Source organism: Sulfitobacter sp. 1A10359, from assembly GCF_043558145.1.
Lineage (GTDB): Bacteria > Pseudomonadota > Alphaproteobacteria > Rhodobacterales > Rhodobacteraceae > Sulfitobacter > Sulfitobacter faviae.
This window is the reverse complement of record NZ_JBIFGB010000001.1, coordinates 315,336-340,328: the sequence shown is the minus strand read 5'-3', so window position 1 is coordinate 340,328 and position 24,993 is coordinate 315,336. Positions and strand designations below refer to the sequence as shown.

Below are 24,993 nucleotides of genomic sequence, written 5' to 3'. Positions count from 1 at the left end.
CGCCCGGAAAACCGCGGCGCGCCATTGACTTATCTGATCCGGGCAGCGCTTCTGGCGGGATGGAACGCAAATCACACATTGATACATTCGGCGCCGTGGCGCTGGTGCTCTTCGCGCTGAACCTCGGTTTTAACCAAGTCGTCATCAAGGTCAGCACTGGCGGCTTCAACCCGGTCTTTCTGGCCGGGCTGCGCTCTCTCGGGGCGGTGTTTTTGCTGCTGATCTGGATGCGGCGGCGGGGCGTCAGCCTGTCGATCCCACGTGCTGCGCTATGGGGCGGTGTGGCGGCGGGGCTTTTCTTTACGCTAGAGTTTGTCTGCCTGTTCCTCGCGCTCGACCTGACCACGGTCAGCCGCGCGTCGATCCTGCTTTATTCCATGCCGGTCTGGCTTGGCATCGCCGCGCATCTGTGGCTACCGGGAGAGCGGCTAAGCGGGGCGCGGCTCATCGGCATGGGGCTGGCCATGGGCGGCGTGGTGCTGGCGTTGAGCGATGGCGGAACCGAAGGGGCGCATTGGCTGGGCGATCTTCTGGCGCTTTTCGCAGCACTCTGCTGGGCGGGCATCGCGCTTTGCGTTCGTGTCACGCCGCTGGCCAAAGTGCCGCCCGCGCAGCAACTGATGATGCAACTGGTGATTTCTGCCCCGATCCTTCTGCTGCTTGCGCCGCTCTTCGGTCCCTTGCTGCGCGAAGTGGCCCCGGTGCATCTGGCGGGGCTTGCCTATCAGATCATCGCGGTGGCGAGCTTCGGCTTTTTGGCGTGGTTCTGGCTGCTGACAATCTATCCCGCAGCCTCTGTCGCCTCGTTTAGCTTTCTGTCGCCGGTCTTTGCCGTGCTTCTGGGCTGGCTGATCCTTTCGGAAGAAGTGGGGCTGAGCATTTGGGCCGCATTGCTGCTGGTGGCGGCGGGGATTTACCTGATTAATCGTAAACCCCGCAGCCACTAAGCTCAGGTGCCGCAGAATGTGGCGGGCACGATCTCGTCCTCGGTCGGCGGGCGCTGAAGCTCGGGGTCCGTCTCGACAAAGGGGGTGGCCAGCGCTCTCATCAGCCGCTCGAAAGGGGCCATGTCGCCCGCGACGGCGGCCTCGATCATCTCTTCGATCCGGTGGTTGCGGGGGATCACGGCGGGGTTCGCCGCATTCATCACCGCTTGCGGATCGGGTTCCCGTTCGATCCGTGCGCGCCAGCCTTTGGCCCATGTGTCAAAAGCGTCTCGGTCGGTGAACTGGTCGCGGGCTTGATCTGTGGGAAGCGCGCGGAAGGCATTGGTGAAGTCGGCACCATCCTTTTGCATCAGCCCCAGCAATTCGTTGATGAGGTCGACATCTTCGGCCCGCGGTGTCGAGATGCCAACCTTGGCTGCAAAACGGCGCAGCCATGCGGCTTCGATCAAGTCGGGCATATCGTGGACGATCTCGGTCGCCTCTTCGACGGCGCTCTCTTTGTCGTCCATCTGCTGCAAAAGCGAGGTCGCAAGCTGCGCCATGTTCCAGACCACGATCTGCGGCTGGTTCCCATAGGCATAGCGGCCCTGCCGGTCGATGGAGCTGAAAACACGGCCCTGATGGAAGGCATCCATAAAGGCGCAGGGGCCATAGTCGATCGTCTCGCCCGAGATGCTGCAATTGTCGGTGTTCATCACGCCGTGGATAAAGCCCACCGAAATCCATTGCGCCACGAGTTCCGCCTGCGCAGCACAGACCGCGCGCAAAAGGCCAAGCGGGCCATCGGCCTCGGGGTAATGGCGCGCGATGGCATAGTCGGTGAGGGTTTTGAGCGCTTCGGTCTCCCCGCGATGGGCGAAGACCTGAAAGGTGCCGACGCGCAGGTGGCTGGCGGCGACGCGGGTCACGATGGCACCGGGCAGGGGGCCGCTTTCGCGCAGGATCGACTCACCGGTGGCGACGGCGGCCAAGGCGCGGGTGGTGGGCACGCCAAGGGCATGCATCGCCTCGCTCACCAGATATTCGCGCAGCACCGCCCCGACCCATGCGCGGCCATCGCCCATCCGCGAATAGGGCGTGGGGCCTGAGCCTTTCAACTGGATGTCACGGCGCTGGCCGCTCTGATCGACGGCTTCCCCCAGCAGGATCGCCCGGCCATCGCCAAGCTGCGGGTTGAAGTTGCCAAACTGATGCCCGGCGTAAAGCTGCGCCAGGGGATCGGCCCCCGCAGGCACATCGTTGCCGGCAAAGATCTGCGTGATTTCCGCGGGCTCCGCCCCTTCGATACCCAGTTCCGCCGCCAATTCGGCGTTCCATGCCAAAAGCTGGGGCGCTTTGACAGGCGTGGGAGCCAGCCGGGTAAAGAACCCCTCTGGCAGGGCGGCATAGCTATTATCGAAAGGAATACGCATCACAGGATCCGGGACATAAGCATGTAATCCTCGCGCGGGCGAAAGCCCGCCCGGGTATAGAGTTTCATCGCCGCGGCATTGTTGCGATCCACCTCAAGATGGACGGCCCGCAGCCCGCCCGCCGCCAGCGCCCGGGGCAGCGCGATCAGCGCCTCCGAGGCGATGCCGCGACCCCGCACGCCGGGACGGACGTAGATTTCATCAATGATGGCGTCCAACCCGCCGAATTCAACCGACCAGCCGAAACAGATCACCACATAGCCGATAGGCGCGCGGGGCGGGCCGATCAGATAGGCGGCGCCATGGGGGATACCATCCAGCAGCGGGGCCAGCCCGCGGCGGCGCTGTTCATCGCTCATCTCGATCCCCGCTTCGGCGTGGAATGCCGCGACAAGTGCTACAAGCTTGTCGAGATGCTCAGGCGCGCCGAGGGTGAGATGGGCGCTCATAGGCGGGCCAGCCTTTCGGTGAGCAGGGCAAAGAACCCGTCGGCATCAAGGTCGCCTACGAAAAGCGCGTTGGGTGTGCGGTCGGTCACGCGCCACCAGTCGGCGACGGTCATGCCCATGGTCAGCTCCGACTGGGTTTCGATCTCGACATTGATATGACGGCCTTGGAAAAGATCGGGGTTGATCAGATAGGCGGTGACGCAAGGATCATGCAGCGGCGCGCCTTCGGAGCCGTATTTCTCTTTGTCGAACCGCTCGAAGAAATCGGTCATCTCGGCCACGGCGACGCCGACCTTGGTGCCAAGTGCGCGGAAGGCATCGTTGCGCGGTTTGGTGACCAGCGCCTTATGGGTCACATCGAGCGGCATCACGACGATCGGAATGCCAGATTTGAAAACGATATCAGCGGCATGGGGGTCGACGTAGATGTTGAATTCCGCCGTGGGCGTGATGTTGCCCCCCTCGAAATAGCCGCCGCCCATCAGCACGATCTCTTGCACCTTCTCGGCGATGTCGGGCGCTTTTTGCAGGGCAGTCGCGATATTGGTCAGCGGCCCCAAGGGGCAAAGGGTTACGCTACCTGCGGGATGGGCGCGGACCTGTTCGATGATGAAATCCACCCCATGCCCTTCGACCAGCGGCATGGTTGGATCGGGCAGGTCGGGGCCGTCGAGGCCGGTCTTGCCATGCACATGTTCCGCCGTCACCAGATCACGCCCCAGCGGGCGGTCGCAACCGGCAAAGACTTTCACATCATCCCGCCCCGCCAATTCGCAAACGATCCGCGCGTTTTTCGAAGTCAGATCCAGCGGCACGTTGCCCGCGACACAGGTGATGCCGAGAACGTCGATCTCTTCGGGGCTTGCTAGCGCGAGGAGGATCGCGACGGCGTCGTCTTGGCCGGGGTCGGTGTCGATGATGATTTTGCGCGGGGTCATGGGCTTACTTTCGTCAAATTGCTTGGGGCAGAGCCTTGCCGGAGGGGCGGGTCTTTGTCCAGCCGCTGCCCGGGGGATTAGCCGCGTTCCGCCAGTTTCACCGCATCCCACAGCGCGTCCATCTCGGCCAGATCACTGTCTTGCGGGGTTTTGCCCATGGCGGCGAGCCGGGCCTCGACCCCCTCGAACCGGCGGGTGAATTTGGCATTGGCGGCGCGCAAAGCGGCCTCCGGGTCCAGCCCCAGATGGCGGCCCAGATTGGCCATGACGAAAAGGAGATCGCCATATTCCTCCTCGACTTCCGCTTGGCTGAGTTGGTCTTTCGCCTCGACCAGTTCGCCGGCCTCTTCGGTGATCTTGTCGAGCACCTGCGTCGTTTCGGGCCAGTCAAAGCCCACCCGTGCCGCGCGTTTTTGAAGCTTCATCGCCCGCAACAGCGCCGGCAGGCCGATTGCCACCCCGTCCAAGGTGCCCCTCTGTGCCTTGCCCGCGCGTTCGGCGGCTTTGATCTTTTCCCAATCGGCGGTCTGCTGTTCGGCGCTCTTATCGCGGGATTCGTCGCCAAAGACATGCGGGTGCCGCGCCACCATCTTATCGCTGATGTTGCGCACCACGGATTGAAAGGTGAAATGCCCCGCTTCTTCACCCATCGCCGTGTGATAGACCGATTGCAGCAGCAGATCGCCCAATTCCCCCTCAAGCTCGCCCCAATCACGCCGGGCGATGGCATCGGCAACTTCGTAAGCCTCTTCAATAGTATAGGGGGCGATGCTGTCGAAATCTTGCTCGATATCCCAGGGGCAGCCCGTCTCGGGGTCGCGCAGGCGGCGCATGATTTCGAGCAACCGTTCGATCCCGGCATCTGAATCGTGAATGAGATCGGCTTTTGTGTTGTCCGGCATTGCAGGCCCCGTATGTCTGGTGTCAGATGCACCCTGACCAAACCAACCCCAAGGAGTCCAGCCCATGCCCGTGGTGAACCGCATCAACGCCTTTGCGGAGGATATGACAGCATGGCGGCGCCATTTGCACGGAATTCCCGAACTGGCGTTCGACTGCCATAAGACGGCAGCTTTCGTGGCCGAGCGGCTGCGCGAATTTGGTGTGGATGAGCTGCACGAGGGCATCGCGACAACCGGCATCGTGGCGATCATCGAGGGGCAGGGCGAAGGCCCGACCATCGGCCTGCGCGCCGATATGGATGCGCTGCCGATCCAAGAGGCGACGGGCAAGGACTATGCAAGCACGCGAGAGGGCAAGATGCATGCCTGCGGCCATGACGGGCACACCACCATGCTTCTGGGCGCGGCGCGATATCTGGCCGAGACACGCAATTTCGCAGGCCGGGTGGCGCTGATCTTTCAACCCGCCGAAGAGGCGGGCGGCGGCGCGGGCGTGATGGTCGAAGAGGGCATCATGGAGCGGTTCGAGATCGCGCAGGTTTACGGCATCCACAACGTGCCGGGCTTTGACGAAGGCGCATTCTATACCACGCCGGGGCCGATCATGGCGGCGGTGGATGAATTCCACATTCATATCAAGGGCAAGGGCGGTCATGGCGCGATGCCCCATGAGAGCCGCGACCCCGTTGTGGCGGCCTGCGGCATCGCCACGGCCATTCAGACCATCGTCAGCCGCAACCATGTCGCGGCGCAGGATTTGGTGGTCTCGGTCACGCAGATTCACACGGGCACCGCCGATAACATCATCCCCGAAACCGCCTATATCAACGGCACCGTGCGCACTTTTGACCGTGAGGTGCAGGCCATGGTGATGCGCCGGATGCAGCAGATCGTGGACGGGCAGGCGGCGAGTTATGACGTCACCGCCGAGTTGGACTATGAGGTCGGCTATCCCGCCACGGTCAATGATCCGGCCAAGGCCGAGGCCGCCATCGCGGCGGCGACCGAAGTGGTGGGCGCGGCCCAAGTGCACGGCGATTATGGCCGCGAGATGGGTGCGGAGGATTTCAGCTTCATGCTTGAAAAACGCCCCGGCGCCTATCTCTTCCTCGGAGCCGGGGAAGGCGCGGGGCTGCACCACCCGGAATACGACTTCAACGACGAGATCGCGCCGCTTGGCGCATCCTTTTTCGCCCGTATCGTTGAGCGGGCACAGCCAGCAGGAGGCAAGTAATGGCATTGGAAGACGCGGCCAAACAGATGGATATGGCCTTTACCCGCGAGGACCTCAAAGGGCCGAGCTATGAGTTGACCTTTGGCGGGGCGACCTCCTTCCTGCGACGGAAATACACCAAGGATCTGACCGGCGTCGACATCGCGGTGACCGGCGTGCCCTTCGACCAAGCGGTGACCAACCGCCCCGGCACGCGCCTTGGCCCCCGCGCCATCCGCGAGGCCAGCGCGCTGCAAGCGCCCGACGCGCCTTATGGCTGGGATTTCGACGTGCTGAGCGAATTTGCCATCGCGGACTATGGCGATCTGGCCTTCGACTATGGTCATGTCAGCCAGTTTCCCGCCGCCCTGACCGCCCATATCAAGACCATTCTGGATGCTGGCGCGGCCTCGGTCGTGTTGGGTGGGGATCACTATATCTCATTCCCGATCCTCAAGGCCTATGCGGAAAAATACGGGCCTATCAGCCTGTTACAGTTCGATGCGCATACGGACACTTGGCAAGACGACGACATGGACCGGATCGATCACGGGACGATGTTCTACAAGGCCGTGAAGTCCGGCATCGTCGACCCGTCGACCAGCGTGCAGGTCGGCATCCGCACCACCAATGAGGACACGATGGGCGTCAATATCATCGACGCGCGTGAGGTGCATGAGAAAGGGCCGCAGGCCACCGTTGCCAAGATCAAGGAGATCCTCGGCGATCGCCCCTGCTATCTGACCTTTGACATCGACGCGCTGGATCCGGCCTTTGCCCCCGGCACCGGCACCCCGGTGTGGGGCGGGCTGACCTCGGCGCAGGCGTCGATCATGCTGCGCGATCTGGCGGGGATCAACATCATGGGCGGTGACGTTGTCGAAGTCTCGCCCCCCTTCGACACCACCGGCGCCACGGCGGTGGCGGGTGCCCATGTCGCGACCGAGATCCTGTCGCTGCTGGGTCACCGCATGAGAACCGCGTGAGCGAGAGCCACGACATCACGCGCCAGTCCGCTGAAAGGCGGGCCGGCTTGCTTACTGCGACCTCCGTCGCCCCTGACCGCCGAGCTTTGAAAGGTGCTTAAAATGCTGTTCTGGATCATCGTGATCGCCCTCGTCGCCTTGGTGGCCTATGTCCGCCTTGCGCCCATCGACACCGCGCGTTGGCATGCGCAGGCCGAAGGGCAGAAGATGGGCAAGACCCAAGGCACCAACAGCTATATCTGGCGCGTGCCCGTCGAGGGCGACGGGGCCGAGACCTTGGCCCAGCTTGACCGGGTGATCCTGCAAACGCCGCGCACCGAAGTCGTCGCCGGATCGCTCGCCGAGGGGCAGGTCACCTATGTCACCCGCACCAAATTGATGGGCTATCCTGATTTCACCACCATCGGCGTCTACGGTGACAACCCGCGCTATGTCGAAGTCTATGGCCGCTCGCGCTTTGGCCGATCAGATCTGGGGGTCAACGCCAAGCGGGTCAACGGATGGCTTGATCAGATCGAGGCGCGATGACAGGCAGCCTTGCTGCACCTCCCGCCACATCGGCACGTTGAGCGACATCTGGCATTGCGCCATGAACATGCGCCCATCCACTTGTAGACAAATGGTCTCACCCAGTTCCACACGGGCGCCGCTGCTGTTGGTGCAATAGCAATCAATTGTCTTGCCGCCCGGCGCTTTGACATCAGCAAGGGCAGGGTGCAGGGCCGTCAGGCCCATAAGGCAGATGAGCGGCATAAGACGTGTCATACCCGATGATAGCACAAGCCGCCTCTTGACCAAAGCATTTGCATAAGCGACAGGAACCCCATGATCCCGATGCACCGCCTCGCGCAAATCTCGCAACGCTTCCAGTTTCTGGAGGCCAGCATGTCTGCGGGCTCTGATGGGGCCGATTTTGCAGCCCTCGCGAAAGAATACAGCGATCTCAAGCCCGTGGTCGATCAGATCGACCTCTACCAGCAGCTCCAGCGCGACCTTGAAGAGGCCGAAGAGATGCTGAAAGACCCCGAGATGGCCGAGCTTGCGCGGGATGAACTGCCGCGCCTGCGCGCCCGTCTCCCGGAGGTCGAGCAGGGGTTGCAACTTGCACTTCTTCCGCGCGATGCGGCGGATGCGAAACCCGCGATGTTGGAGATCCGCCCCGGCACGGGCGGCGATGAGGCGGCGCTTTTCGCCGGTGACCTTCTGCGCATGTACCAACGCTATGCCGAGGCGCAGGGCTGGGGGTTCGACCTGATCGAAAGCCAGATGTCCGAACTCGGCGGCGTGAAAGAGGTCGTGGCCCATATCACCGGTCAGAATGTCTTTGCCCGTCTCAAGTTCGAAAGCGGCGTGCACCGCGTGCAGCGCGTGCCCACTACCGAAAGCGGCGGGCGTATCCATACCTCGGCGGCGACCGTGGCGGTGCTGCCCGAGGCCGAAGACGTGGATATCGAGATCAACGCAAATGACCTGCGGATCGACACGATGCGCTCTTCCGGCGCGGGGGGGCAGCACGTCAATACCACCGATTCCGCCGTGCGGATCACCCATATCCCGACCGGGATCGTCGTCACCTCGTCAGAGAAATCCCAGCACCGCAACCGCGACAAGGCGATGCAGGTGCTCAAAGCACGGCTCTATGATATGGAGCGCAGCCGGATGGACAGCGAGCGCTCTGCCAACCGCGCAGCGCAGGTGGGCTCCGGTGACCGCTCTGAGCGGATCCGCACCTATAATTTCCCCCAAGGGCGTATGACGGACCACCGGATCAACCTGACCCTCTACCGGCTCGAAGCCGTGATGCAGGGCGATCTGGATGAGATCGTCGACGCGCTCACTGCCGATGCCCATGCGCGTCAGCTGGCGGAGATGGAGGGGTGAGCCCCCAAACCGCCGCCCAAGCCATGGCCGCCGCCGCCGGACGGTTGCGTGCCGCCGGTGTGCCGGATCCGGCGCGGGATGCGCGGCTGTTGCTCGCCCATGCCGCCGCTGTCGATGCCGCCCGCGTGACCCTCATCGCGCCCGAGGAAATCGCCCCCGAGGTTGCCGAACGCTTTGACCAGCTCATCTCCCTGCGCGCCGTGCGCGTGCCGGTCTCGCAGTTGATCGGGCGGCGGGCCTTTTATGGCCGCGATTTCGCGATCAGCCGCGATGTGCTTGACCCGCGGCCCGAAACGGAGACCCTGATTGACCTCGCGCTCGGCGAGGATTTCACCCGCATTCTGGACCTCGGCACCGGCTCGGGCTGTATCCTCGTCACCCTTCTGGCAGAACGGCCAGCGGCGACGGGGTTGGGGGTGGACCTCTCGGAAGCCGCCTGCCTTCAGGCCAGCGCCAATGCGGTGCAGCACGGGGTGGCCGACCGCGCCGATATCCGGCAGTCCGACTGGTTCAGCGCCATTGAGGGGCGGTTTGACCTGATCCTGTCGAACCCGCCCTATTTGGCCGCCGAGGAAATGGCCGATGTCTCTCCCGAATTGCGGCAGCATGAGCCGGAAATGGCGCTGACCGATGGCCAAGACGGGCTGAGCATCTACCGCATTATCGCCGCCGAGGCGCAGGGCTACCTCACGGCTCAAGGCCGCGTTATGGTCGAAATCGGCTGGCAACAGGGCGAAGCGGTGCAGGAAATCTTTGCCGCGGCGGGCTGGGGCCGGGTCACGCTGGCGCATGATCTCGATGGGCGGCCACGGGTCGTTTCAGCCGATAAACCGGCGTGAAATCGCGAAAAAACCGCCATTTGGCGGGCTAAGTGGCAGTTTCTTCTTGCCCAAGCCTTTCTGGCATGGTTAGTCAGGGGTGTTGCAGCGGTGGATGCCACAGGCGGTCCCGCGCGGCACTATGCCCAACATATCGCTTAGGCCGGGTTCAAGACGTGCTTTGCACCCCCGGTGAACGACACACAGCACACAAGGCTGACATCATTCCATGAATTCTCCCAGATCACGCTCCCGGTCGAAGAATAACCGCAAACGCTCGTCGCAAGGTGGCGGCGGCAATGTCGTCAACCGTGTTTTCGACAGCTCCGGCCCCGAGGGCAAGGTGCGCGGCACGCCGCAGCAGGTTATCGAGAAATACAACCAACTGGCCCGCGATGCACAGTTGAGCAATGACCGTGTGGCCGCCGAGAACTTTCAACAGCATGCCGAGCACTACCTGCGCCTGCTGAGCGAGGCACAGCGCGAAGTGGACCAGCGCCGCGAGGAGCAGGAGCGCCAGAACCGTGAGCGTCAGGCCGAGCGGGATCGCGAGCGGGCCGAGCGTCAGGAGCGCGAGGCACAGCAGGGCGGCCAGTCGCAGGGCGAGCAGCCGAAAGCCGACAAACAGCCCGAGCAGCAAGAGCCCGCGCAACAGCAGGCCGAGGCCGAGCCGAACAGCGAAGAGAGCACGCTGGTCGACACGCCCGAGAGCAAGCCAAAGCCGAAACGCGCCCCGCGCCGCAAGCCCAAGCCGAAAGTGGCGGAGGCACAGCCGCAGGAGGGTGGCGACAGCAAGAGCGACACCGCAAAGGTCGCAGAATAAGAAAAGCCCCGCGATTTGCGGGGCTTTTTCGTAAGCGGTGATGGTGGCAGCGCGGGGCAGATTTACCCTTCCATCCCCGCCTGCACATATCTGATCCGCCCGTTGCGCCGCAGCACCTCTTCGCGCGGCGCCCAGTCATAACGCGGATCGCTGGTGACCGGCGACCAGAACAACTCGCCCCCGCGCCGCCAAGGGTCAAGGACAAGCCCCGCCTGCATCGGTGCCCCGCCGGCTGAGATGATGGCGGTGGAATGGTCCAGCAGGATCCGCGAGTCGCCATTGGCGATGGCGCGGTGAAGGTCGAGCGTGGCGAAACCCTCGGCCTTCAGGCGGTTCTCCAGATCCTCAGCCCAATGCCAACACAGGCCGCGCGGCTTGCTGCCATTGTTGACCTTCACGTTATGGATCAGCGGTGGGTCGGTGATTTGATAGGCGATCGCCAGTTCATGGGTATGCCGGTAAGCGATCCGTGCGGCACGGGCGGCCTCTTCGGGATTTACCTCCGAAGAAAGGTCTTCGATGGCGCGAGCGAGTTCCGCGATCTCGCCCTCGGTGCCCAGAGGCGGTGGGCCGTTGCGCGGCAGGGCGCAGGCGGAAAGCCCCAGCAACAGGGCAAAGACGAGCAATAGTCGGTAGAACATGGTTACCTCTTGGCAATCTCGCGGGCGAGGGCGCAGAACCCCTCAAGCGGCACCTGTTCGGCCCGGTCGGTGGGTTTCAGCCCCGCGGCGGTCAAACGGTCCTCGATATCCGGCGCGGCACCTTTGAGCGCCGAGCGCAGCATCTTGCGCCGCTGGTTGAAGGCCATCGCGACCACATGGCTCAGCACCTTCGGATCGGCAGGGAAGCGCGGCTCGGGCAGGGCGGTCAGATGCACCACGCTCGACGAGACCTTGGGCGGCGGGGTGAAAGCGCCCGCCGGCAACTGCATCACGATCCGCGCATCGCTGCGCCACTGCGCCAGCACGGCCAGCCGCCCATAGGCTTTGGAGCCGGGCGTTGCCACGATCCGCTCGGCCACCTCGCGTTGGAACATCAGCGTCAGGCTTTGCCAGAACGGTGGCCATTCGGGCGGGGTGAGCCAACGGACCAGCAGTTCGGTCCCGACGTTATAGGGCAGGTTGGCGGCCACACGGATGGGCGGGGTTAGATGGCTCAGCGGGTCGATCTCAAGCGCGTCGCCTTCGATCACGGTCAGGCGACCGGGGTAATGTTCCGCCACCTCGGCCAGCGCGGGCAGGCAGCGGCGGTCCTTCTCGATCGCCAGCACATGACGCGCGCCTTCAGCCAGCAGCCCACGGGTGAGGCCGCCGGGCCCGGGGCCGATCTCCAACACGTCGCAATCGGCCATATCCCCGGCTTGCCGCGCGATCTTGGCCGTGAGGTTCAGGTCCAGCAGAAAGTTCTGGCCGAGGGACTTGCGCGCGGCCAATTCGTGGGTGTTGATCACCTCGCGCAGCGGCGGGAGATTGTCGATTGCACTCATGTCTTCTTGCCCATCTGCCATGCCAATTTGATCGCTTCGATCATGCTGGTCGGGTTGGCGCGCCCTTGGCCCGCGATGTCAAAGGCGGTGCCGTGATCGGGCGAGGTGCGCACAAAGGGCAGCCCCAGCGTCACGTTCACGCCCCGGTCGAAATCCAAGGTCTTGATCGGGATCAGCGCTTGGTCGTGATACATCGCCACCGCCGCGTCATAGCCCTCGCGGGCGCGGGCGTGGAACATCGTATCGGCAGGCAGCGGCCCGGTCAGCGCAAAGCCTTCGCCCTGCATCTCAAGGATCAGCGGCGCGATCCAGTCGATCTCTTGCCGGCCCATGCTGCCGCCTTCGCCCGCGTGCGGGTTCAGCCCGGCGACGGCGATGCGGGGGCGGGGGATGCCGAAGCGGCTTTGCAATTCCTGCGCGGTGATCTCAATCGTGCGGCGCAGGCCCGAAGGGGTCAGCGCCTGCGGCACCTTATCGAGCGCGATATGGATCGTGGCGGGCACGACGCGCAATTGGTCAGAGGCGAGCATCATCACCACGTCGTCGACACCTGCCAGCGCTGCGAGGTATTCGGTATGGCCCGGATAGGCGAAACCGGCCCCGTCTTGCAGGGCCTTCTTGTGAATCGGCGCGGTGCAGACGCCGCAGGCGGCGCCAGTCTGCACCAGATCGACCGCCCGGGCGATCACATCGATCACCCCCTGCGCATGGCCGGGCTGCGGCACGCCGGGCAGGGCAGCGCTGTCGAAGGGATGGGGGAGCACGGGCAGCGCATCGGCACTCGGCGCGCTCACCTCATCCGGGCTGTCGATCACGCGGTGCGGGACATCCTGCGGCAGATGGCGAGGGTCGCCGATCCAGACCATTGGGATGTCCTTCGAGAGCGCCGCCCAAGCGCGGGCGGCGATCTCGGGGCCGATCCCGGCGGGTTCACCGCAGGTGATGGCCACCGGCCGGGACGGGCGGCTCATTGGCGGGTGATACGGGCTTCGGCGCGGGCCTGTTCCAGCAGCTGTGTGGCATAGCCCTCAAGCTTGCGCTGCCGGATCGAACTGACCACTGCCTCGCGGTTGACATCGGCATTGGCCGCCGTGGTGCGATTGCAAAGCATCAGGAAGACCAAAGTCTCCCCATTGGCACGGGTCAGCGCGGTGGAGACTTCGCCGGGGTCGAGTTTCGCCAGTTCAATCGCCACGTCCTGCGGGATCTCCGCCGGGGCCTTGGTGCCACGGTCCAGCACATTGGCGGGCTGGCCCTTGGCCACGCCATAGAGGTCGTCACATTGATCCACCTGACCGCGCAGCTCAGCCGCGCGCGACAGGGCAGTCTCGGAACGGCCACCGGGGATGTAATAGGCGGCATAATCGATCTCGGAATACTCGACGCTCGGCTTGCCGGTCTCTTCGATGCCGCGCAGTTGGAACAGGGCCACGGCATTGGGGATCGGCAGCGGCGCTGTCACCTCACCCGGGGCGAGGGCCAAGAGGATGGGCCGCAGGCTGGCGGGCAGTTTTTCAAGCGGTGTCCAAGGCATCCGGCCCCCGCGCCCGCGCGAGGCGGTTGCGGAATGCTTGCTGGCATAGGACGAGAATTCGGCCTCAGAGCGGCTTTCCGAAATGCGTTCGGCCAGCGCGTTCACCTGATCGGCGTTCTGCGGCGGGGCGGGGATGATGATCTCCGACAACAGCACGCGCAGACCATTGTTGCCACGGCTGCTGCCAAGGGCGCGGTCGACCTCTTCGTCGGTGATGTCAACGCGGCCATTATAGCGCGCGCGAATAAGATCACGCCAAGCGGCGCTGATCACGATAAAGTCGCGAAAGGTTTCTTCGGAAATCTGGGCTTGCCCAAGGACTTTCAGAAACTCCTCGGTCGTCAGATCCGCGCGGCTGGCAAATTCCGCCATGCCGGATCGAATGCCCTCGGGGGTGACTTCAAGCCCGGCTTGATCAAGGATCTGCCCACGCAGGCGGTCGTCGATCAGACTGTCGATCACGCTGTCGGTATCGGCCCCGGGGGCGCCGATCAGCTGCATAAAGCGCTGGCGCTGCTGCACTTCGTAGCCGGTGATCACCTCGTCATTGACACGGGCCACGGGGGCAAAGAGGTTCTGCGCCGCTGCGGATTGGCCGATGACCAGAGCAAGGGCGAGTGCCGCAGTCCCACGGATCCCGGCGCGGACGGTCTGTTTCGTTACTTCCCACATGAGCGTACGTATCTTTCTGTTCCGGTGTTTGCGGCAAAGCCCCTGAGGCCGATGTTAAAACCGATATCCGTTGAGGGCTCAACACTTGTTGAGGATGAATAGCTGCGGTTCACGGAAAGGTCGACCTGCACGCATTCATTGTTGTAGCTCAGGCCAAGACCCGCCGTCGCCGCGCGTTCGTCAGCAAGGTCGAACCGCCATTCGGCGGACGCCTGCCACTGGCTGTTGATCGAATAGTTGCCGTCGAAGGTGATCTCAGACACGTCTTCGTTGCGGTCCTCGGCGGCGTCTTCGTGTAGCCAAACATAGCTGCCCGAGATCTGCCCGCGTTTGAAATCCCAAACCCCGCGTAGCTCGGCCTTGGCGACCTCGAAGTCATCATCGACCAGCCCGCGCCCGATGAGCGCCAAACCGTTGTCGCTGCGCAATTGTCCGGCCAGCAGGAAATCGGAATAGGTGCCTTGCAGGCCAGAGCTAAAGCTAAAGGCATCATCCACATCGGCGCGGATCACCTGACCGAAAGACAGGCTGGCATCCATGCCATTGGGATCGAGCCGCGCCCAATTCACCCCGATGGCCGCCACGGCACCCCGTTCGCGCCGGTCGGGCCGGGGGAAGCGGCTGAGCGACAGAAGGTTGCCCTCATCATATTCCACCAGCGTGCTTTCCTCATTCGGAATATCGAGCCGATCACCGCCGGTCCAACCCAATTGCACCAGCGGTTCAAGCTGTTGCACCACGCCTGCGGCCTCCCGGCGCTGCATGGGGTAGCGCATGGTGACGGCAGCATGGGGCACGAGGTCGGAGTAGCGCCCGTCATAGACCGCATCCTGCGCGATGTTGAACAAACCAAAGCTCGCCCCCGCTTCGACGTCGGTCACCAGACCATTGCCGAAGGTAAAACGCCGCAGCCAAGCGGCCTCCCCGTTAAGCCGCGACACATCGCGCCCGTCGGCTTCGCCATCCCCATTACCATCGGTGCTGAGGTCCGACGACCGGCGGTGGCTATGGGCCTCAAGCGTCAGGCGGAGTTCGCCGCCCACGGAAGTCGGGAAATAGCGCCGCTGGAATTCACCATCCAAGACCAGGTTGGGCAGCAGATCATTGTCCTCACCATCGCGGAGCGATTGGTAGTTCAGCAGGGTTGCCCGCATATATTCATCGCGCCGTGCGCGGCTGACGGTCAATTCGCTGGTCAGACGGTCCTTACCCGAATAGCCATAGTCGCTCAGATAGGAACTGTCGCTCGTGGTCTCGATATCGAAATACAGTTTGTAGTCGCGCCGCAGATCGAAACTGCCGGTGCCAAAGAGGTAGCCACGGGTCTTGCCGGGATCCAATTCATCATCGGTGATCGCCCCTTCGAACTCGATCCGTCCCGAAACGAAAGCTTGACGGTAGCGGAACTCAAGCGTGCGGGTTTCGGCAGAAAGATAGGGCGTCAGCGTCAGATCGCGGTGATCGCCGATCTTGATGAAGTAGGGCAGTTTCAGCCCCACGCCCAGTTGCGAGGTCGAGCGGACCGTGGGCGCGAGAAAACCAGTCGCGCGGTCCAACGTGGGGTCGGGCAGGCGCAGGCGGGGCAGATAGGCAATGGGCACGTTCTTGATCCGGAACTGCGCCTCGTCAAAGTAAAGCTGCTGCGCCACTTGGTCATGCACCACCCGTTTCGCGCGGATTTGCCAAAGTGGTGTTTCGCCATCTTCGCAGACTTTGCAAGAGGTTACGGCGGCTTTGTAAAGTTGGCTATAACGCCCTTCGACCCGGTTGATCTGCACGGCGGCAAGCTGCAACTGCTGTTCAAGGATCATCCGCGCGCCGCGCAAAAGGCCGGACTGCAAGCCCGCATCAAGTGAGGCCGCATCGGCGAGGATCGTGGTATTCTCACCCTCAGACAGCACAATCGGCCCTTCGATACTAAGTGCGCCGGTGGCCTGATCATAGCGGATCGCCGTGGCGCGCAGCCGCGTCTCCCCCTGGAAGGCTTCGACATTTCCTTGCGCGACCAAGACCTTATCGCGTGTAATGAAGACCTGATCGGCCACCAGAACGGCGGGGCGGTCGCTGGCAGGCGCGGTCTGGGCGGCAAGGCTCAGAGGCGCGAATGAAAGGGCAAGTCCAACAAGGGCCGCGCGCATGTCAGCCGTCCTCCGCATGCAGTAGCAGGCCTAGCGCCAGAAAGATCGCCGCCACGGGCGGCGCCCAAGCGGCAAGGATCACGGGGATCTGGCCATTCTCGCCAAGGATCTGTGCGAAACTGCGAATGAAATACAAACCGAACCCCAGCAAAATCGAGGCCAGCACAGCGACGCCGGTCCCCCCAAAGCGGGTATGGCGCATGGTGAATGCGCTCGCAACCAGAACCATGGCCACCAGAAAGAAGGGCCGCGCAAGCTCGGCCTGAAGCCAGACCTCATGCTGGCGCGTGCTGAACCCGGCCTGTTCCAACTGTCGGATAAACTCGGGCAGTTCATAGATCGAGACGGCGGCGACACGGCCAATGCTCTCGCGGATACGCTCGACGGTGAGGGAAGAGGGGATCGTCAGGGTCTCATGCACCTCCGCCGCGCCTTCAGCGTTCACCCCGGCCGCCAGCGGCCAAATCTTTGCCCCGGTAAGCTCCCAGTCGCCGCTGCTGAGTTTTGCGCTTTCGGCTTCGATGCGCCGGACCGGGCCCTTCTCGGCATCATAGCTGATAATCGTGACGTTATAGAGCACGGAGGCGTCGGCGTTGGTGCGCCATGCGCGAATAACCGATTGGCCTTCCTCCGTGCCTTGCCGCAGCCACAGCCCCTCGTCACTGACCGAGAGCGCCGCGCGGCCATTGGACCGGTATTCTTGGGTCAATTGCTCGGCCCGCTCACTTGTCGCCGCCACGATGGGGTTGAGCATGGCCACGGCCAGCGTGCCGATGATCAAGGCCACCACCACCGGGGCCACCAGCGCGCGCAGGGCCGAGCGGCCCGCGGCGCGGGTCACCACCAGTTCGGAGGACCGGGCAAGCCCAATGAAAAGCGCCACCGTGGCGAGGATCATGATCAGCGGCAGGATCATGTTGATGGTCTGGGGCATGTGCAGCAGCGTCATGCCCAGCACTTGATCCCAGCCCACATCGTCATCCGCGAAACGCCGGGCCTGATCCACACCGTCGACCAGCATCACCAGCGCGGCCAGCACCCCGGTGATGACGAGAAAACTCATAAAAAAGCGGCGGGCGAAATAGAAATGCAGGATCATGTGGCGGCCCTCTTGCCACGCAGACGCCGCCTTATCCAGCGCGGATGTGCGGCTTGCCAAAGCATCGCCAGCGTCAGCACGGCCCCGATGAGCGAGGGCAGATAGGCCAGCGGCCAGAGCGCCGCCGCCTCACGGATTTGCACGACCATCGTGCCCCGCAGCCCGTCGATGGCGATGAGCAGGCCAAAAGCGATCACCGCCTCGCGCCAGACGCCAAAGCGGGAGAAACCGCCGAGGATCAAAGTCGCAAAGCCAATCATCGCGGCGACGAGACAGAACAGCGGCTGCGCGAAGCGGCCGTGCAGCTCTTCGGCCACCACGCCCGGCGAGGTGTCGGTCGCCGCCGCGACCCCGTCCCAATCCCAAAGCAGATCAGGCGTGACCATTGCGCTGACCGACAGGTCGATTTCGTCTCCGCTGCTGACCAGCGGGGAGATATCGAACGAAAAGTCGCGGAATTTGGCCGTGGCCAAACGGTTGCTCTCGGTGTCCAGCCGTTGCGCCATGCCGTTGAGCATGATCAGCGTCGTGTCGTCGCCGTTGCGGGCGAGGTAGGCTTCGGCGGCGGTGTAGATCACGCCTTCGTCAGCCTTGCGCCGGTCCGACAGGAAAACATCGCGCAGCACGCCGTCACTGTCGATGGCGCGAGTATAAAAGGTGACATCGTCGGAGGGATGCAGAAAAGTCCCCTCCGTCAGCAGCCTTGCGGTGAGGTTGCGCGAGATCTCGGCCTCGCGCTGCTTCAGCTGCCCCTGCGCCATGGGGACCAGAAAATGGCTCAGCACTGTCATCATCGCCGCCACGCAGAGGCCAAAGACGAAGACGGGCCGCGCCAGCCGCCACGGGCCGGAGCCTGCGGCTTGGAGCACCGTCAACTCGGATTCGCCCGACATGCGGTTGATCACATAGACCGAGGCGGCAAAGGTCGCGATGGGCAGGACGGTGACGATGAGTTTCGGCAGGCCGAGGGCCGTGAACTCCAAAAACACTAAGGCGGATTGGCCATCGCCGATCAAACGGTCGAACAAGACAACCGCGCGGTTGATCCAGAAAAGCGCCACCAGCACCAAAGCGAAAAAGCCGAACATAACCAGAAGTTGCGACAGCATGTAGCGGTCAATTCTTGCCACTCTGATCCCCCGAGATGCTCTGACGGCCTTTGCGAGGATCTTAAAGCAATTCGTGGGGCGGGAAAACTGCTATCTGGCCATGCGCCGCGCGGCGCGCTAGGTCTGGGGCAAAATCAACCATGAGGCATGCCATGACCGATCTGACCCCCATCACCTTCGCCGAGACCGACATCGACCGTATCGCGGGGCATTCCGGGCGGATTGCGGTGTTTCTGGAGCCTGAGGGCCGTTTGGATGCCGGGGCGCGCCGGGTGAACCGTCTGACCAAAGGCGCTTTACAGCGGCTGGTAGAGAGTGAGCGTTTCGCGGCGCTGAAACCCGGCGAGGTTCTCAGCATGGGCTACCCCGCAGGCATGGCGGCAGAGGCGGTGGACGTGGTTCATATGCCGCGCCGGGCCGAGGTGATGACCGCGCGCAAAGCCGGGGCCGCGCTGGCCAAGCGCCGGGGTGACAGCGATCTGCTGATGCTCGCCGCCGCGACACGCCGGGTGGCCGATGTGGCCTTTGGTCTGGCAATGCGGGACTACGGGTTCGAAGATCACAAATCGGCGCCCAAGGCGCGCAAAGGCACGGTCGACGTCATGTGTTCCAAACCCGATGACGCCTGCGAGGCCGCCGCACCGCTCATGGCCGTGGCCGAGGGTGCCTTCATGACCCGCGATCTGACCAACGCGCCCGCCAATATCCTGACCACCACCAATTTTGCCGAACGACTGGCCGAGATGGAGAGCTTGGGCCTGAAAGTTGAAGTTCTGGATGAGGAAGAACTCGCAAAGCTCGGAATGCGCACGCTTTTGTCAGTAGGCCAAGGGTCGGACAGCCCATCGAAAGTGGTCGTGATGCGGTGGGAAGGTGGTGCGGATGACGCAGCCCCTCTGGCGCTGGTCGGCAAGGGTGTGGTCTTTGACACCGGCGGCATTAGCCTCAAACCCGGGGCTGGCATGGAAGACATGACCATGGACATGGGCGGCGCGGGCGTCGTCTCGGGCGTGATGCGCACACTTGCACTGCGCAAGGCTAAGGCGAATGTCGTGGGGCTTGTGGGTATCGTTGAAAACATGCCCTCGGGCAATGCCACCCGCCCGGGCGATGTGATCACCACGATGAAGGGCGATACGGTGGAAGTGATCAATACCGACGCCGAGGGGCGTTTGGTGCTCTGCGATGTCATGTGGTACGCGCAAGATCGTTTCAAACCCGCGGCGATGATTGATTTGGCGACGCTGACCGGGGCCATCATCATCGGGCTGGGCCATGAGAACGCCGGGGTCTTTTCGAATGACGACGGGCTGTGCAACGATTTCCTAAAAGCCGCCGAGAGCGAAGGCGAGGGCGCGTGGCGGATGCCGCTGGGGCAGGGCTATGATGACCTGCTGAAAAGCCGCGTGGCCGACATGAAGAACATCGGCGGGCGTCCGGCGGGGTCGATCACCGCGGCGCAATTCCTCAAGCGTTTCGTCAAGGATGAGACACCTTGGATTCACCTCGATATTGCCGGCGTCGCCTCACTGAAATCCGAAAGCACGCTGGCGCCTGCGGGCGCGACGGGCTGGGGCGTGGCGGCGCTGAACCGTCTCGTCGCCGATCGTTTCGAGAAGGGCTGAGCGACTGATGGGGGCGGCTTACTTCTATCACCTGACCCAGCGACCTCTGGTCGAGACGCTGACGATGCTGCTGGAAAAGTCGCTCGCCAATGGCTGGCGCGTGGCCCTGCGCGGGACGGACCGGGCGGGGCTACAGGCGCTGGACCGGGCGCTTTGGACCTATGCGGATGACAGTTTTCTGCCCCATGGCATGGCGGGCGGGCCGCAGGACGCGGATCAGCCCGTGCTGCTGACGCTGGAGGATGGTGCCCCCAATCGCGCGGATTGTCTGATGACGGTGCATGGGGCCGATGTCACCGCTGCGGAAGTGGCAGCGCACCAGCGGGTCTGCGTCTTGTTCGACGAGCATGATCCCGTCGCGCTGGATCAGGCGCGCGGCCTGTGGAAGCGGCTGAAATCCGACGGCGCCTCGGCCCAATATTGGTCCGAGGAAAGCGGCCGCTGGGAAAAGAAGGCCGAGACTTAAAGGGCGGCAGTGCAGGGGCAGGGGCCGCAAGCCCGCCGCCCCTGAATGCGGATCAGGCCGCTTTGTCGAGCGCGGGTTTCGCGACACCGGTGGCTGAGCCAGCTTCGGCCTCTGCCGCTTTGGGTTCTACCTTGCTGACGTAGGACTTCGCGGCTTCGACCGCGCTGTTGTTCACCGGCGCGATCGTATCCAGCAAGGCGCGGGTGCGCTGGCTGTCGACGCTGCGCTGTGCTGCGGCGCGGGCAAAGGCTTCGTCATCCGCGCTCGTGGCCTTTTGGGCCGTCTCGACCGATTTTGCCTGCGCCACGGCTTGCACCGTTTCGGTCTTGGCAGGCGCTTGCACGGATTGAGGTTTCGACGCCTCTTGCGCCGCCGCGCTGTTTTGTGTGGTCTGCCCGTCGCCGGCAGGTTTCGCCTGCGCCTGCGCGTTGTTGTCCTTGGTCTTCTCGGCCTTCTCCGGCTTTTCAGCCTTCTCCGCCTTGGCGGGTTTGTTGCTTTGTTGGTAGGAAGATGACCCACCAAAAATGTTCGTCAGCATAGCAGCACTTTCTCCAAAATTGGGTACAGTTGTGCCTTGCAGATATCCGGCCAAAGGGGCGGAAACCTGTTCAATTCGCGGCGAATGCGGCGTTATTTCGCGGCGAGTTTGATGTTTTACAGCGCATTTCCGGCAAGGTCTTGCCTCAATCACTCATCGGCTTAGGCGTAGCTCTCCGCCGCTGATCTCAATCCGGCCCCAGCGTTGCAGGTAGCCCATGCCGAGCAGTGATTGCGACATGATCCCGTCATTCACTACCGCGGGAACGTCGTGATCGACCGCATGGCCCACCACCACCTCGTCCAAGCGCACGAAGGCGGTGCGCGTCTCGCCATTGGCGGTGCCGGCGCGGCCAAGGTAGTCCAGCCCCTCGAGGTCGATGCCGATGCGGGTCGCGTCGGATTTCGTCAGCACGATGTCCGACGCGCCGGTATCGACGACAAAGCGCACCGGCGCGCCGTTGATCTGCGCGGTCAGGTAATAGTGCCCATCGCGCCCGCGGGGCAGGACGATGTCACCCTCTTCGCTGATGGTGAGATGTTTGCGGGCGCTGTCGCGGGTGATGTCTTGCCACAGGCCGACGCCCGCCGCGGCGCCGGTAAAGATCAGCCCCCAGACCGCCGCCTGTTGCAGGGTCTTGTTCATATTCGGGCGGCTGTGCATGAAAAACCAGCCCGCCACCATCGCCAGAAGAACGATGAGATAGATCAGATGTGCTGTGTCGATTTCGGCCATGAACGCGCCCCCTTAGATCTCATATAGGAAGGCCGCGCGGAAATGTCAGCCGGACGTGGGGCCGGGGCCAAAGCCAAAGGCCGCCAAGCCGTCGAGCACGAATTGAACCGAAAGCGCCGCCAGCAACATGCCGAGCAGACGGGTCACGATATTGATGCCCGTCTTGCCCATCGCCCGCTCAAGCGCGCCGCTGACCTGCATGGTCAGCGCCATGACCACCAGTGTCAGCGCGGTGATCACGATGATGGTCAACAGCCCTTCGCCGCCCGGTTTTTCCCCCGTCAGCAGGATGACCGAGGCGATGGAGCCGGGGCCCGCAATCAAAGGAATGGCCATGGGGAAGACGGAAGGGTCGTCGTGGTCATCCTCATCTGCGCGGTCTTCGCGCCGCTTGGTGCGGCGGTCAAAAAGCATGTCGAGGGCGGTGATGAACAACAGAATGCCGCCCGCGACGCGGAAGGCGGGCATCGAGATGCCGATGAAACCCAGCACTGCCTCGCCGAAGGCTGCGAAGATCAGCAAGATCAACCCGGCCACGCCGACCGCGCGCCAAGCGATCTTGCGCCGCTCTGCGTTGCTCATCCCGCGAGTGAGCGCGAGGAAGACCGGCGCGATGGCGATGGGGTCGATCACCACGAACATCGTGACGAGGGCGGTGATCATATAGGCGGTGTCGAGGGTCATGGGACTTCCTTGGCGCGGGGCTTCTTGCCAGAATGCACGAGGGCCGCCCCTTAGGCGACCCCTGCGATGTGATAAAGTGAACGCTTCCGGGTCAGGCCGTGGCCTTCTCCAGCTTTTCCTGTGCGCCCATCCAAAGCGATTCCGCGCGGTCCAGCGCCTCCATCACCTCGGCGTATTTCTTGTTCCAGACCTCAAGCTCACCGGTTTTGGCGTCCTCATAGAGCGCGGGATCGGCGAGTTTCTTGGCGAGCTTGTCGCGCATCTCGTTGATCTTTTCCATCCGCGCTTCGGCCTTGCGGACCTCGCTGCGCAGCGCCAACACCTCATCGCGGCTTGCGCGTTTGGGCTTGGACGCTTCTTTCGGCTTGGCGGGGTTCTTGCTAACCGGCTTTTCCGGCGTCAGCAGCATTTTGCGATAGGCTTCGAGGTCTTCCTCATAGGGTTTGACCGTGCCTTTCGACACCAGCCACAGCCGGTCGGCCACCAGCGACAGCAGGTGCATGTCGTGGCTGACGAGGATCACCGCGCCCGAGTAGCGCGTCAGCGCCTCCACCAGCGCCTCACGGCTTTCGATATCAAGGTGGTTGGTCGGCTCATCGAGGATCAGCAGATGCGGCGCGTGCAGCGTTGCCAAGAGCAGCGAGAGCCGCGCCTTCTGCCCGCCCGACAGCCGCCCGACCTCGGTCTCGGCCTGTTCGGGGCCGAGGCCGAAGCCCGCAAGCTGCGCGCGCAGCTTGGATTGCAACACGCCGGGGCGGGCTGCGATCATGTGCTGCAGCGGGGTTTCCTCGACGATCAGCTCATCCACCTGATGCTGGGCGAAGAAACCGACGCGCAGCTTGGAGGAGTTGATCTGCCGCCCAGCCATCAGGGGCAGGCGGTCCGACAGAAGTTTCGCCAGCGTCGATTTGCCCTGACCGTTCTTGCCCAGAAGGGCGATCCGGTCGTCTTGGTCGATGCGCAGGTTCAGCCGCGTAAGCACCGGGTTGTCGTCGCTGTAGCCCACCGCGCCGTTCTCGATGTTGATGATCGGAGGCGAGAGTTCCTCGGGCTCGGGGAAGGTGAAGACCTTGCGCGCCACGTCCTCGGGCGCGGTGATCATGTCCATCTTCTCGATCATCTTGAGGCGTGATTGCGCCTGCTTGGCCTTGCTGGCTTTGGCCTTGAAACGGTCGACGAAGGCCTGCATGTGATCGCGCCGGGCCTGTTGCTTCTTGGCCATCGCCGCCTGCAACGCGCGTTTCTCAGCGCGCTGGCGGGCGAATTGGTCGTAGGGGCCTTGGTAATAGGTCAGCTTGCGGTCTTCGAGGTGCAGGATGCCGCCCACGGCGCGGTTCAACAGGCCGCGGTCGTGGCTGATGATCAGCACCGTATGGGGGTATTTCGCCAGATAGCTTTCCAGCCAGAGCGCCCCTTCAAGGTCGAGGTAGTTGGTCGGCTCGTCCAGAAGCAGCAGGTCGGGCTGGGCAAAGAGCACGGCAGCCAGCGCCACGCGCATCCGCCAGCCACCGGAGAAGGCGGAGCAGGGCATCTGCTGCTCTTCGTCGTCGAAACCAAGCCCCTTCAGGATCGACGCTGCGCGGCCTTCGGCGGACCAAGCGTCGATATCGGCCAGACGGGTCTGGATGTCAGCGATGCGGGCAGGGTCTTCGGCGGTCTCGCTCTCTTTCATCAACCGGGCGCGTTCAACGTCGGCCTCCAGCACCGTGTCGATCAGCGAGGTCTCGGACGAGGGCACCTCTTGTGCGACGCCGCCGATCTTGGCGCGGGAGGGCAAAGAGATATCGCCGCTGTCGAGTGACAGCTCACCACGGATGATTTTGAACAGCGTCGTCTTGCCCGCGCCGTTGCGCCCGACGATGCCGACCTTATGCCCCTCGGGGATCACGGCGGAGGCTTCCTCGAACAGGGGGCGGCCTTCGACGGAGTAGTTGATTTCTGAAATGCGTAACATGAAAGCCGTTTGGAGCAAGCGGGGCCGAAGGTCAATCACGGCTTTTCATGGGCCAGACCCCATGCTAGGGAGCGCGCAAATCAACACCCGCTATGGAGTACAGCCAATGGCCCTCGAACGCACTTTCTCGATCATCAAGCCCGACGCAACCCGCCGCAACCTGACCGGTGCCATCGTCAAGAAATTCGAAGACGCCGGCCTGCGCGTCGTGGCGCAAAAGCGCATCCACCTGACCAAAGCGCAGGCGGGCGAGTTCTACAAAGTGCACGCTGAGCGTCCCTTCTACGACGAACTGTGTGAGTTCATGGCTTCCGCGCCGATCGTGGCTCAGGTTCTCGAAGGTGAAAATGCCATCGCGAAAAACCGCGAAGTGATGGGCGCGACCAACCCTGCCGATGCGGCAGAGGGCACCATCCGCGCAGAATTTGCTGAAAGCGTTGGCGAAAACTCCGTGCACGGTTCCGACGCGCCGGAAACCGCAGCGGTTGAGATCGCATACTTCTTTTCCGGTCTGGAGCTGGTCGGCTAAGCCACCCGTTCTTCGGAAAGACTGAAAGGGTCGCCTTGGGGCGGCCCTTTTTCTT

At 63.4% G+C, this 24,993-nt stretch carries 26 protein-coding genes; 10 read left to right on the top strand and 16 right to left on the bottom strand.

Going from position 1 to position 24,993, the window contains the following annotated elements; translation table 11 throughout:
- The first annotated feature begins 59 nt into the window (after nucleotides 1–59).
- Nucleotides 60–947, top strand: coding sequence for a DMT family transporter (locus ACGYK2_RS01700; RefSeq protein ID WP_271687189.1), 888 nt, complete (start codon nucleotides 60–62; stop codon nucleotides 945–947).
- 2 nt (nucleotides 948–949) lie between these two features.
- On the opposite strand, the gene ACGYK2_RS01695 is transcribed toward ACGYK2_RS01700, so the two are convergent.
- The 4 genes from ACGYK2_RS01695 to mazG form a co-directional block, all read right to left on the bottom strand.
- A complete protein-coding gene (locus tag ACGYK2_RS01695; RefSeq protein WP_394374187.1) occupies nucleotides 950–2,359 on the bottom strand; it encodes a YdiU family protein in 1,410 nt (469 codons plus the stop codon).
- The gene (locus tag ACGYK2_RS01690) at nucleotides 2,359–2,808 is read right to left on the bottom strand and encodes an N-acetyltransferase (protein ID WP_271687191.1); all 450 of its coding nucleotides are present in this window, start codon (nucleotides 2,806–2,808) and stop codon (nucleotides 2,359–2,361) included. Before ACGYK2_RS01690 ends, ACGYK2_RS01695 begins: the two co-directional genes overlap by 1 nt.
- Entirely contained in the window at nucleotides 2,805–3,746 is a 942-nt protein-coding gene (locus tag ACGYK2_RS01685; RefSeq protein ID WP_271687192.1) for a nucleoside hydrolase, read from the bottom strand. Before ACGYK2_RS01685 ends, ACGYK2_RS01690 begins: the two co-directional genes overlap by 4 nt.
- Nucleotides 3,747–3,823: 77 nt before the next feature.
- Nucleotides 3,824–4,648 carry a nucleoside triphosphate pyrophosphohydrolase gene (gene mazG / locus ACGYK2_RS01680; RefSeq protein ID WP_271687194.1) on the bottom strand — a complete coding sequence of 275 codons (825 nt, stop codon included), beginning with the start codon at nucleotides 4,646–4,648 and terminating at the stop codon, nucleotides 3,824–3,826.
- Nucleotides 4,649–4,712: 64 nt separating this feature from the next.
- Between mazG and ACGYK2_RS01675 the strand changes: the two genes are divergently transcribed.
- The 3 genes from ACGYK2_RS01675 (at nucleotide 4,713) to ACGYK2_RS01665 (ending at nucleotide 7,375) form a co-directional block, all read left to right on the top strand.
- Nucleotides 4,713–5,882, top strand: a complete 1,170-nt coding sequence (locus ACGYK2_RS01675; protein ID WP_271687195.1) for a M20 aminoacylase family protein — start codon at nucleotides 4,713–4,715, stop codon at nucleotides 5,880–5,882.
- Nucleotides 5,882–6,847 carry an agmatinase gene (gene speB, locus ACGYK2_RS01670; protein WP_271687197.1) on the top strand — a complete coding sequence of 322 codons (966 nt, stop codon included), beginning with the start codon at nucleotides 5,882–5,884 and terminating at the stop codon, nucleotides 6,845–6,847. The genes ACGYK2_RS01675 and speB overlap by 1 nt, the downstream gene beginning before the upstream one ends.
- Nucleotides 6,848–6,949: 102 nt before the next feature.
- Entirely contained in the window at nucleotides 6,950–7,375 is a 426-nt protein-coding gene (locus ACGYK2_RS01665; protein ID WP_271687198.1) for a DUF1499 domain-containing protein, read from the top strand.
- On the opposite strand, the gene ACGYK2_RS01660 is transcribed toward ACGYK2_RS01665, so the two are convergent.
- A complete protein-coding gene (locus ACGYK2_RS01660) occupies nucleotides 7,313–7,612 on the bottom strand; it encodes a hypothetical protein (protein WP_271687199.1) in 300 nt (99 codons plus the stop codon). The two genes, ACGYK2_RS01665 and ACGYK2_RS01660, sit on opposite strands and share 63 nt — an antisense overlap.
- 60 nt (nucleotides 7,613–7,672) lie before the next feature.
- On the opposite strand from ACGYK2_RS01660, the gene prfA reads away from it, so the two are divergent.
- The 3 genes from prfA to ACGYK2_RS01645 all read left to right on the top strand — a co-directional run bounded on the left by prfA (nucleotide 7,673) and on the right by ACGYK2_RS01645 (nucleotide 10,369).
- On the top strand, nucleotides 7,673–8,728 hold the full coding sequence (prfA, locus tag ACGYK2_RS01655) for a peptide chain release factor 1 (RefSeq protein ID WP_271687200.1): 1,056 nt from the start codon (nucleotides 7,673–7,675) through the stop codon (nucleotides 8,726–8,728).
- Nucleotides 8,725–9,567 (top strand): peptide chain release factor N(5)-glutamine methyltransferase, encoded by an 843-nt coding sequence (prmC, locus tag ACGYK2_RS01650; protein WP_276154407.1) that lies wholly within the window; start codon nucleotides 8,725–8,727, stop codon nucleotides 9,565–9,567. Before prfA ends, prmC begins: the two co-directional genes overlap by 4 nt.
- Before the next feature lie 208 nt (nucleotides 9,568–9,775).
- Complete coding sequence (locus ACGYK2_RS01645; RefSeq protein WP_271687201.1) at nucleotides 9,776–10,369, top strand: DUF4167 domain-containing protein; 594 nt, start codon at nucleotides 9,776–9,778, stop codon at nucleotides 10,367–10,369.
- A gap of 62 nt (nucleotides 10,370–10,431) precedes the next feature.
- Here the strand turns inward: ACGYK2_RS01645 and ACGYK2_RS01640 are convergent, their stop codons facing one another.
- Genes ACGYK2_RS01640 through lptF form a run of 7 tightly spaced genes read right to left on the bottom strand, consistent with a single transcriptional unit; the run spans nucleotide 10,432 to nucleotide 18,428 of the window.
- Nucleotides 10,432–11,010 carry a hypothetical protein gene (locus ACGYK2_RS01640; protein ID WP_271687202.1) on the bottom strand — a complete coding sequence of 193 codons (579 nt, stop codon included), beginning with the start codon at nucleotides 11,008–11,010 and terminating at the stop codon, nucleotides 10,432–10,434.
- A gap of 2 nt (nucleotides 11,011–11,012) precedes the next feature.
- Complete coding sequence (gene rsmA / locus ACGYK2_RS01635; protein ID WP_271687203.1) at nucleotides 11,013–11,855, bottom strand: 16S rRNA (adenine(1518)-N(6)/adenine(1519)-N(6))-dimethyltransferase RsmA; 843 nt, start codon at nucleotides 11,853–11,855, stop codon at nucleotides 11,013–11,015.
- The gene (gene pdxA / locus ACGYK2_RS01630; protein WP_271687204.1) at nucleotides 11,852–12,826 is read right to left on the bottom strand and encodes a 4-hydroxythreonine-4-phosphate dehydrogenase PdxA; all 975 of its coding nucleotides are present in this window, start codon (nucleotides 12,824–12,826) and stop codon (nucleotides 11,852–11,854) included. The genes rsmA and pdxA overlap by 4 nt, the downstream gene beginning before the upstream one ends.
- The gene (locus tag ACGYK2_RS01625) at nucleotides 12,823–14,061 is read right to left on the bottom strand and encodes a peptidylprolyl isomerase (RefSeq protein ID WP_271687205.1); all 1,239 of its coding nucleotides are present in this window, start codon (nucleotides 14,059–14,061) and stop codon (nucleotides 12,823–12,825) included. Before ACGYK2_RS01625 ends, pdxA begins: the two co-directional genes overlap by 4 nt.
- The gene (locus ACGYK2_RS01620; RefSeq protein WP_271687206.1) at nucleotides 14,049–16,199 is read right to left on the bottom strand and encodes an LPS-assembly protein LptD; all 2,151 of its coding nucleotides are present in this window, start codon (nucleotides 16,197–16,199) and stop codon (nucleotides 14,049–14,051) included. Before ACGYK2_RS01620 ends, ACGYK2_RS01625 begins: the two co-directional genes overlap by 13 nt.
- A 1-nt stretch (nucleotide 16,200) precedes the next feature.
- A complete protein-coding gene (lptG, locus tag ACGYK2_RS01615) occupies nucleotides 16,201–17,298 on the bottom strand; it encodes an LPS export ABC transporter permease LptG (protein WP_271687207.1) in 1,098 nt (365 codons plus the stop codon).
- Nucleotides 17,295–18,428 carry an LPS export ABC transporter permease LptF gene (lptF, locus tag ACGYK2_RS01610; protein WP_276154406.1) on the bottom strand — a complete coding sequence of 378 codons (1,134 nt, stop codon included), beginning with the start codon at nucleotides 18,426–18,428 and terminating at the stop codon, nucleotides 17,295–17,297. The genes lptG and lptF overlap by 4 nt, the downstream gene beginning before the upstream one ends.
- 131 nt (nucleotides 18,429–18,559) lie before the next feature.
- Here lptF and ACGYK2_RS01605 point away from each other — a divergent pair, with 131 nt between their 5' ends.
- Both ACGYK2_RS01605 and ACGYK2_RS01600 read left to right on the top strand, forming a co-directional pair.
- Nucleotides 18,560–20,032 (top strand): leucyl aminopeptidase, encoded by a 1,473-nt coding sequence (locus ACGYK2_RS01605; RefSeq protein WP_271687209.1) that lies wholly within the window; start codon nucleotides 18,560–18,562, stop codon nucleotides 20,030–20,032.
- Between the two features lie 7 nt (nucleotides 20,033–20,039).
- On the top strand, nucleotides 20,040–20,498 hold the full coding sequence (locus ACGYK2_RS01600; protein ID WP_271687210.1) for a DNA polymerase III subunit chi: 459 nt from the start codon (nucleotides 20,040–20,042) through the stop codon (nucleotides 20,496–20,498).
- A 52-nt stretch (nucleotides 20,499–20,550) separates the two neighbouring features.
- Here the strand turns inward: ACGYK2_RS01600 and ACGYK2_RS01595 are convergent, their stop codons facing one another.
- The 4 genes from ACGYK2_RS01595 to ACGYK2_RS01580 all read right to left on the bottom strand — a co-directional run bounded on the left by ACGYK2_RS01595 (nucleotide 20,551) and on the right by ACGYK2_RS01580 (nucleotide 24,409).
- Nucleotides 20,551–21,036 (bottom strand): hypothetical protein, encoded by a 486-nt coding sequence (locus ACGYK2_RS01595; RefSeq protein WP_271687211.1) that lies wholly within the window; start codon nucleotides 21,034–21,036, stop codon nucleotides 20,551–20,553.
- 153 nt (nucleotides 21,037–21,189) lie between these two features.
- Nucleotides 21,190–21,771, bottom strand: coding sequence for a TIGR02281 family clan AA aspartic protease (locus ACGYK2_RS01590; RefSeq protein ID WP_271687212.1), 582 nt, complete (start codon nucleotides 21,769–21,771; stop codon nucleotides 21,190–21,192).
- Nucleotides 21,772–21,816: 45 nt separating this feature from the next.
- Complete coding sequence (locus tag ACGYK2_RS01585; RefSeq protein ID WP_271687213.1) at nucleotides 21,817–22,455, bottom strand: MarC family protein; 639 nt, start codon at nucleotides 22,453–22,455, stop codon at nucleotides 21,817–21,819.
- A gap of 91 nt (nucleotides 22,456–22,546) precedes the next feature.
- On the bottom strand, nucleotides 22,547–24,409 hold the full coding sequence (locus tag ACGYK2_RS01580) for an ABC-F family ATP-binding cassette domain-containing protein (protein ID WP_271687214.1): 1,863 nt from the start codon (nucleotides 24,407–24,409) through the stop codon (nucleotides 22,547–22,549).
- A 106-nt stretch (nucleotides 24,410–24,515) separates the two neighbouring features.
- Here ACGYK2_RS01580 and ndk point away from each other — a divergent pair, with 106 nt between their 5' ends.
- The gene (gene ndk, locus ACGYK2_RS01575) at nucleotides 24,516–24,938 is read left to right on the top strand and encodes a nucleoside-diphosphate kinase (RefSeq protein WP_067266630.1); all 423 of its coding nucleotides are present in this window, start codon (nucleotides 24,516–24,518) and stop codon (nucleotides 24,936–24,938) included.
- Nucleotides 24,939–24,993 lie beyond the last annotated feature (55 nt).

Bases quoted from the DNA above. Each gene is read 5' to 3' on its own strand.
- ACGYK2_RS01675 (WP_271687195.1), top strand. From the start codon at position 4,713: ATGCCCGTGGTGAACCGCATCAACGCCTTTGCGGAGGATATGACAGCA.
- ACGYK2_RS01580 (WP_271687214.1), bottom strand. From the start codon at position 24,409: ATGTTACGCATTTCAGAAATCAACTACTCCGTCGAAGGCCGCCCCCTG.
- ACGYK2_RS01660 (WP_271687199.1), bottom strand. From the start codon at position 7,612: ATGACACGTCTTATGCCGCTCATCTGCCTTATGGGCCTGACGGCCCTG.
- ndk (WP_067266630.1), top strand. From the start codon at position 24,516: ATGGCCCTCGAACGCACTTTCTCGATCATCAAGCCCGACGCAACCCGC.
- ACGYK2_RS01590 (WP_271687212.1), bottom strand. From the start codon at position 21,771: ATGGCCGAAATCGACACAGCACATCTGATCTATCTCATCGTTCTTCTG.
- ACGYK2_RS01605 (WP_271687209.1), top strand. From the start codon at position 18,560: ATGACCGATCTGACCCCCATCACCTTCGCCGAGACCGACATCGACCGT.
- pdxA (WP_271687204.1), bottom strand. From the start codon at position 12,826: ATGAGCCGCCCGTCCCGGCCGGTGGCCATCACCTGCGGTGAACCCGCC.
- ACGYK2_RS01600 (WP_271687210.1), top strand. From the start codon at position 20,040: ATGGGGGCGGCTTACTTCTATCACCTGACCCAGCGACCTCTGGTCGAG.
- speB (WP_271687197.1), top strand. From the start codon at position 5,882: ATGGCATTGGAAGACGCGGCCAAACAGATGGATATGGCCTTTACCCGC.
- prfA (WP_271687200.1), top strand. From the start codon at position 7,673: ATGATCCCGATGCACCGCCTCGCGCAAATCTCGCAACGCTTCCAGTTT.
- ACGYK2_RS01640 (WP_271687202.1), bottom strand. From the start codon at position 11,010: ATGTTCTACCGACTATTGCTCGTCTTTGCCCTGTTGCTGGGGCTTTCC.
- ACGYK2_RS01625 (WP_271687205.1), bottom strand. From the start codon at position 14,061: ATGTGGGAAGTAACGAAACAGACCGTCCGCGCCGGGATCCGTGGGACT.
- ACGYK2_RS01585 (WP_271687213.1), bottom strand. From the start codon at position 22,455: ATGACCCTCGACACCGCCTATATGATCACCGCCCTCGTCACGATGTTC.
- ACGYK2_RS01645 (WP_271687201.1), top strand. From the start codon at position 9,776: ATGAATTCTCCCAGATCACGCTCCCGGTCGAAGAATAACCGCAAACGC.
- ACGYK2_RS01695 (WP_394374187.1), bottom strand. From the start codon at position 2,359: ATGCGTATTCCTTTCGATAATAGCTATGCCGCCCTGCCAGAGGGGTTC.
- ACGYK2_RS01665 (WP_271687198.1), top strand. From the start codon at position 6,950: ATGCTGTTCTGGATCATCGTGATCGCCCTCGTCGCCTTGGTGGCCTAT.
- lptG (WP_271687207.1), bottom strand. From the start codon at position 17,298: ATGATCCTGCATTTCTATTTCGCCCGCCGCTTTTTTATGAGTTTTCTC.
- ACGYK2_RS01700 (WP_271687189.1), top strand. From the start codon at position 60: ATGGAACGCAAATCACACATTGATACATTCGGCGCCGTGGCGCTGGTG.
- ACGYK2_RS01690 (WP_271687191.1), bottom strand. From the start codon at position 2,808: ATGAGCGCCCATCTCACCCTCGGCGCGCCTGAGCATCTCGACAAGCTT.
- ACGYK2_RS01620 (WP_271687206.1), bottom strand. From the start codon at position 16,199: ATGCGCGCGGCCCTTGTTGGACTTGCCCTTTCATTCGCGCCTCTGAGC.
- rsmA (WP_271687203.1), bottom strand. From the start codon at position 11,855: ATGAGTGCAATCGACAATCTCCCGCCGCTGCGCGAGGTGATCAACACC.
- ACGYK2_RS01595 (WP_271687211.1), bottom strand. From the start codon at position 21,036: ATGCTGACGAACATTTTTGGTGGGTCATCTTCCTACCAACAAAGCAAC.
- ACGYK2_RS01685 (WP_271687192.1), bottom strand. From the start codon at position 3,746: ATGACCCCGCGCAAAATCATCATCGACACCGACCCCGGCCAAGACGAC.
- mazG (WP_271687194.1), bottom strand. From the start codon at position 4,648: ATGCCGGACAACACAAAAGCCGATCTCATTCACGATTCAGATGCCGGG.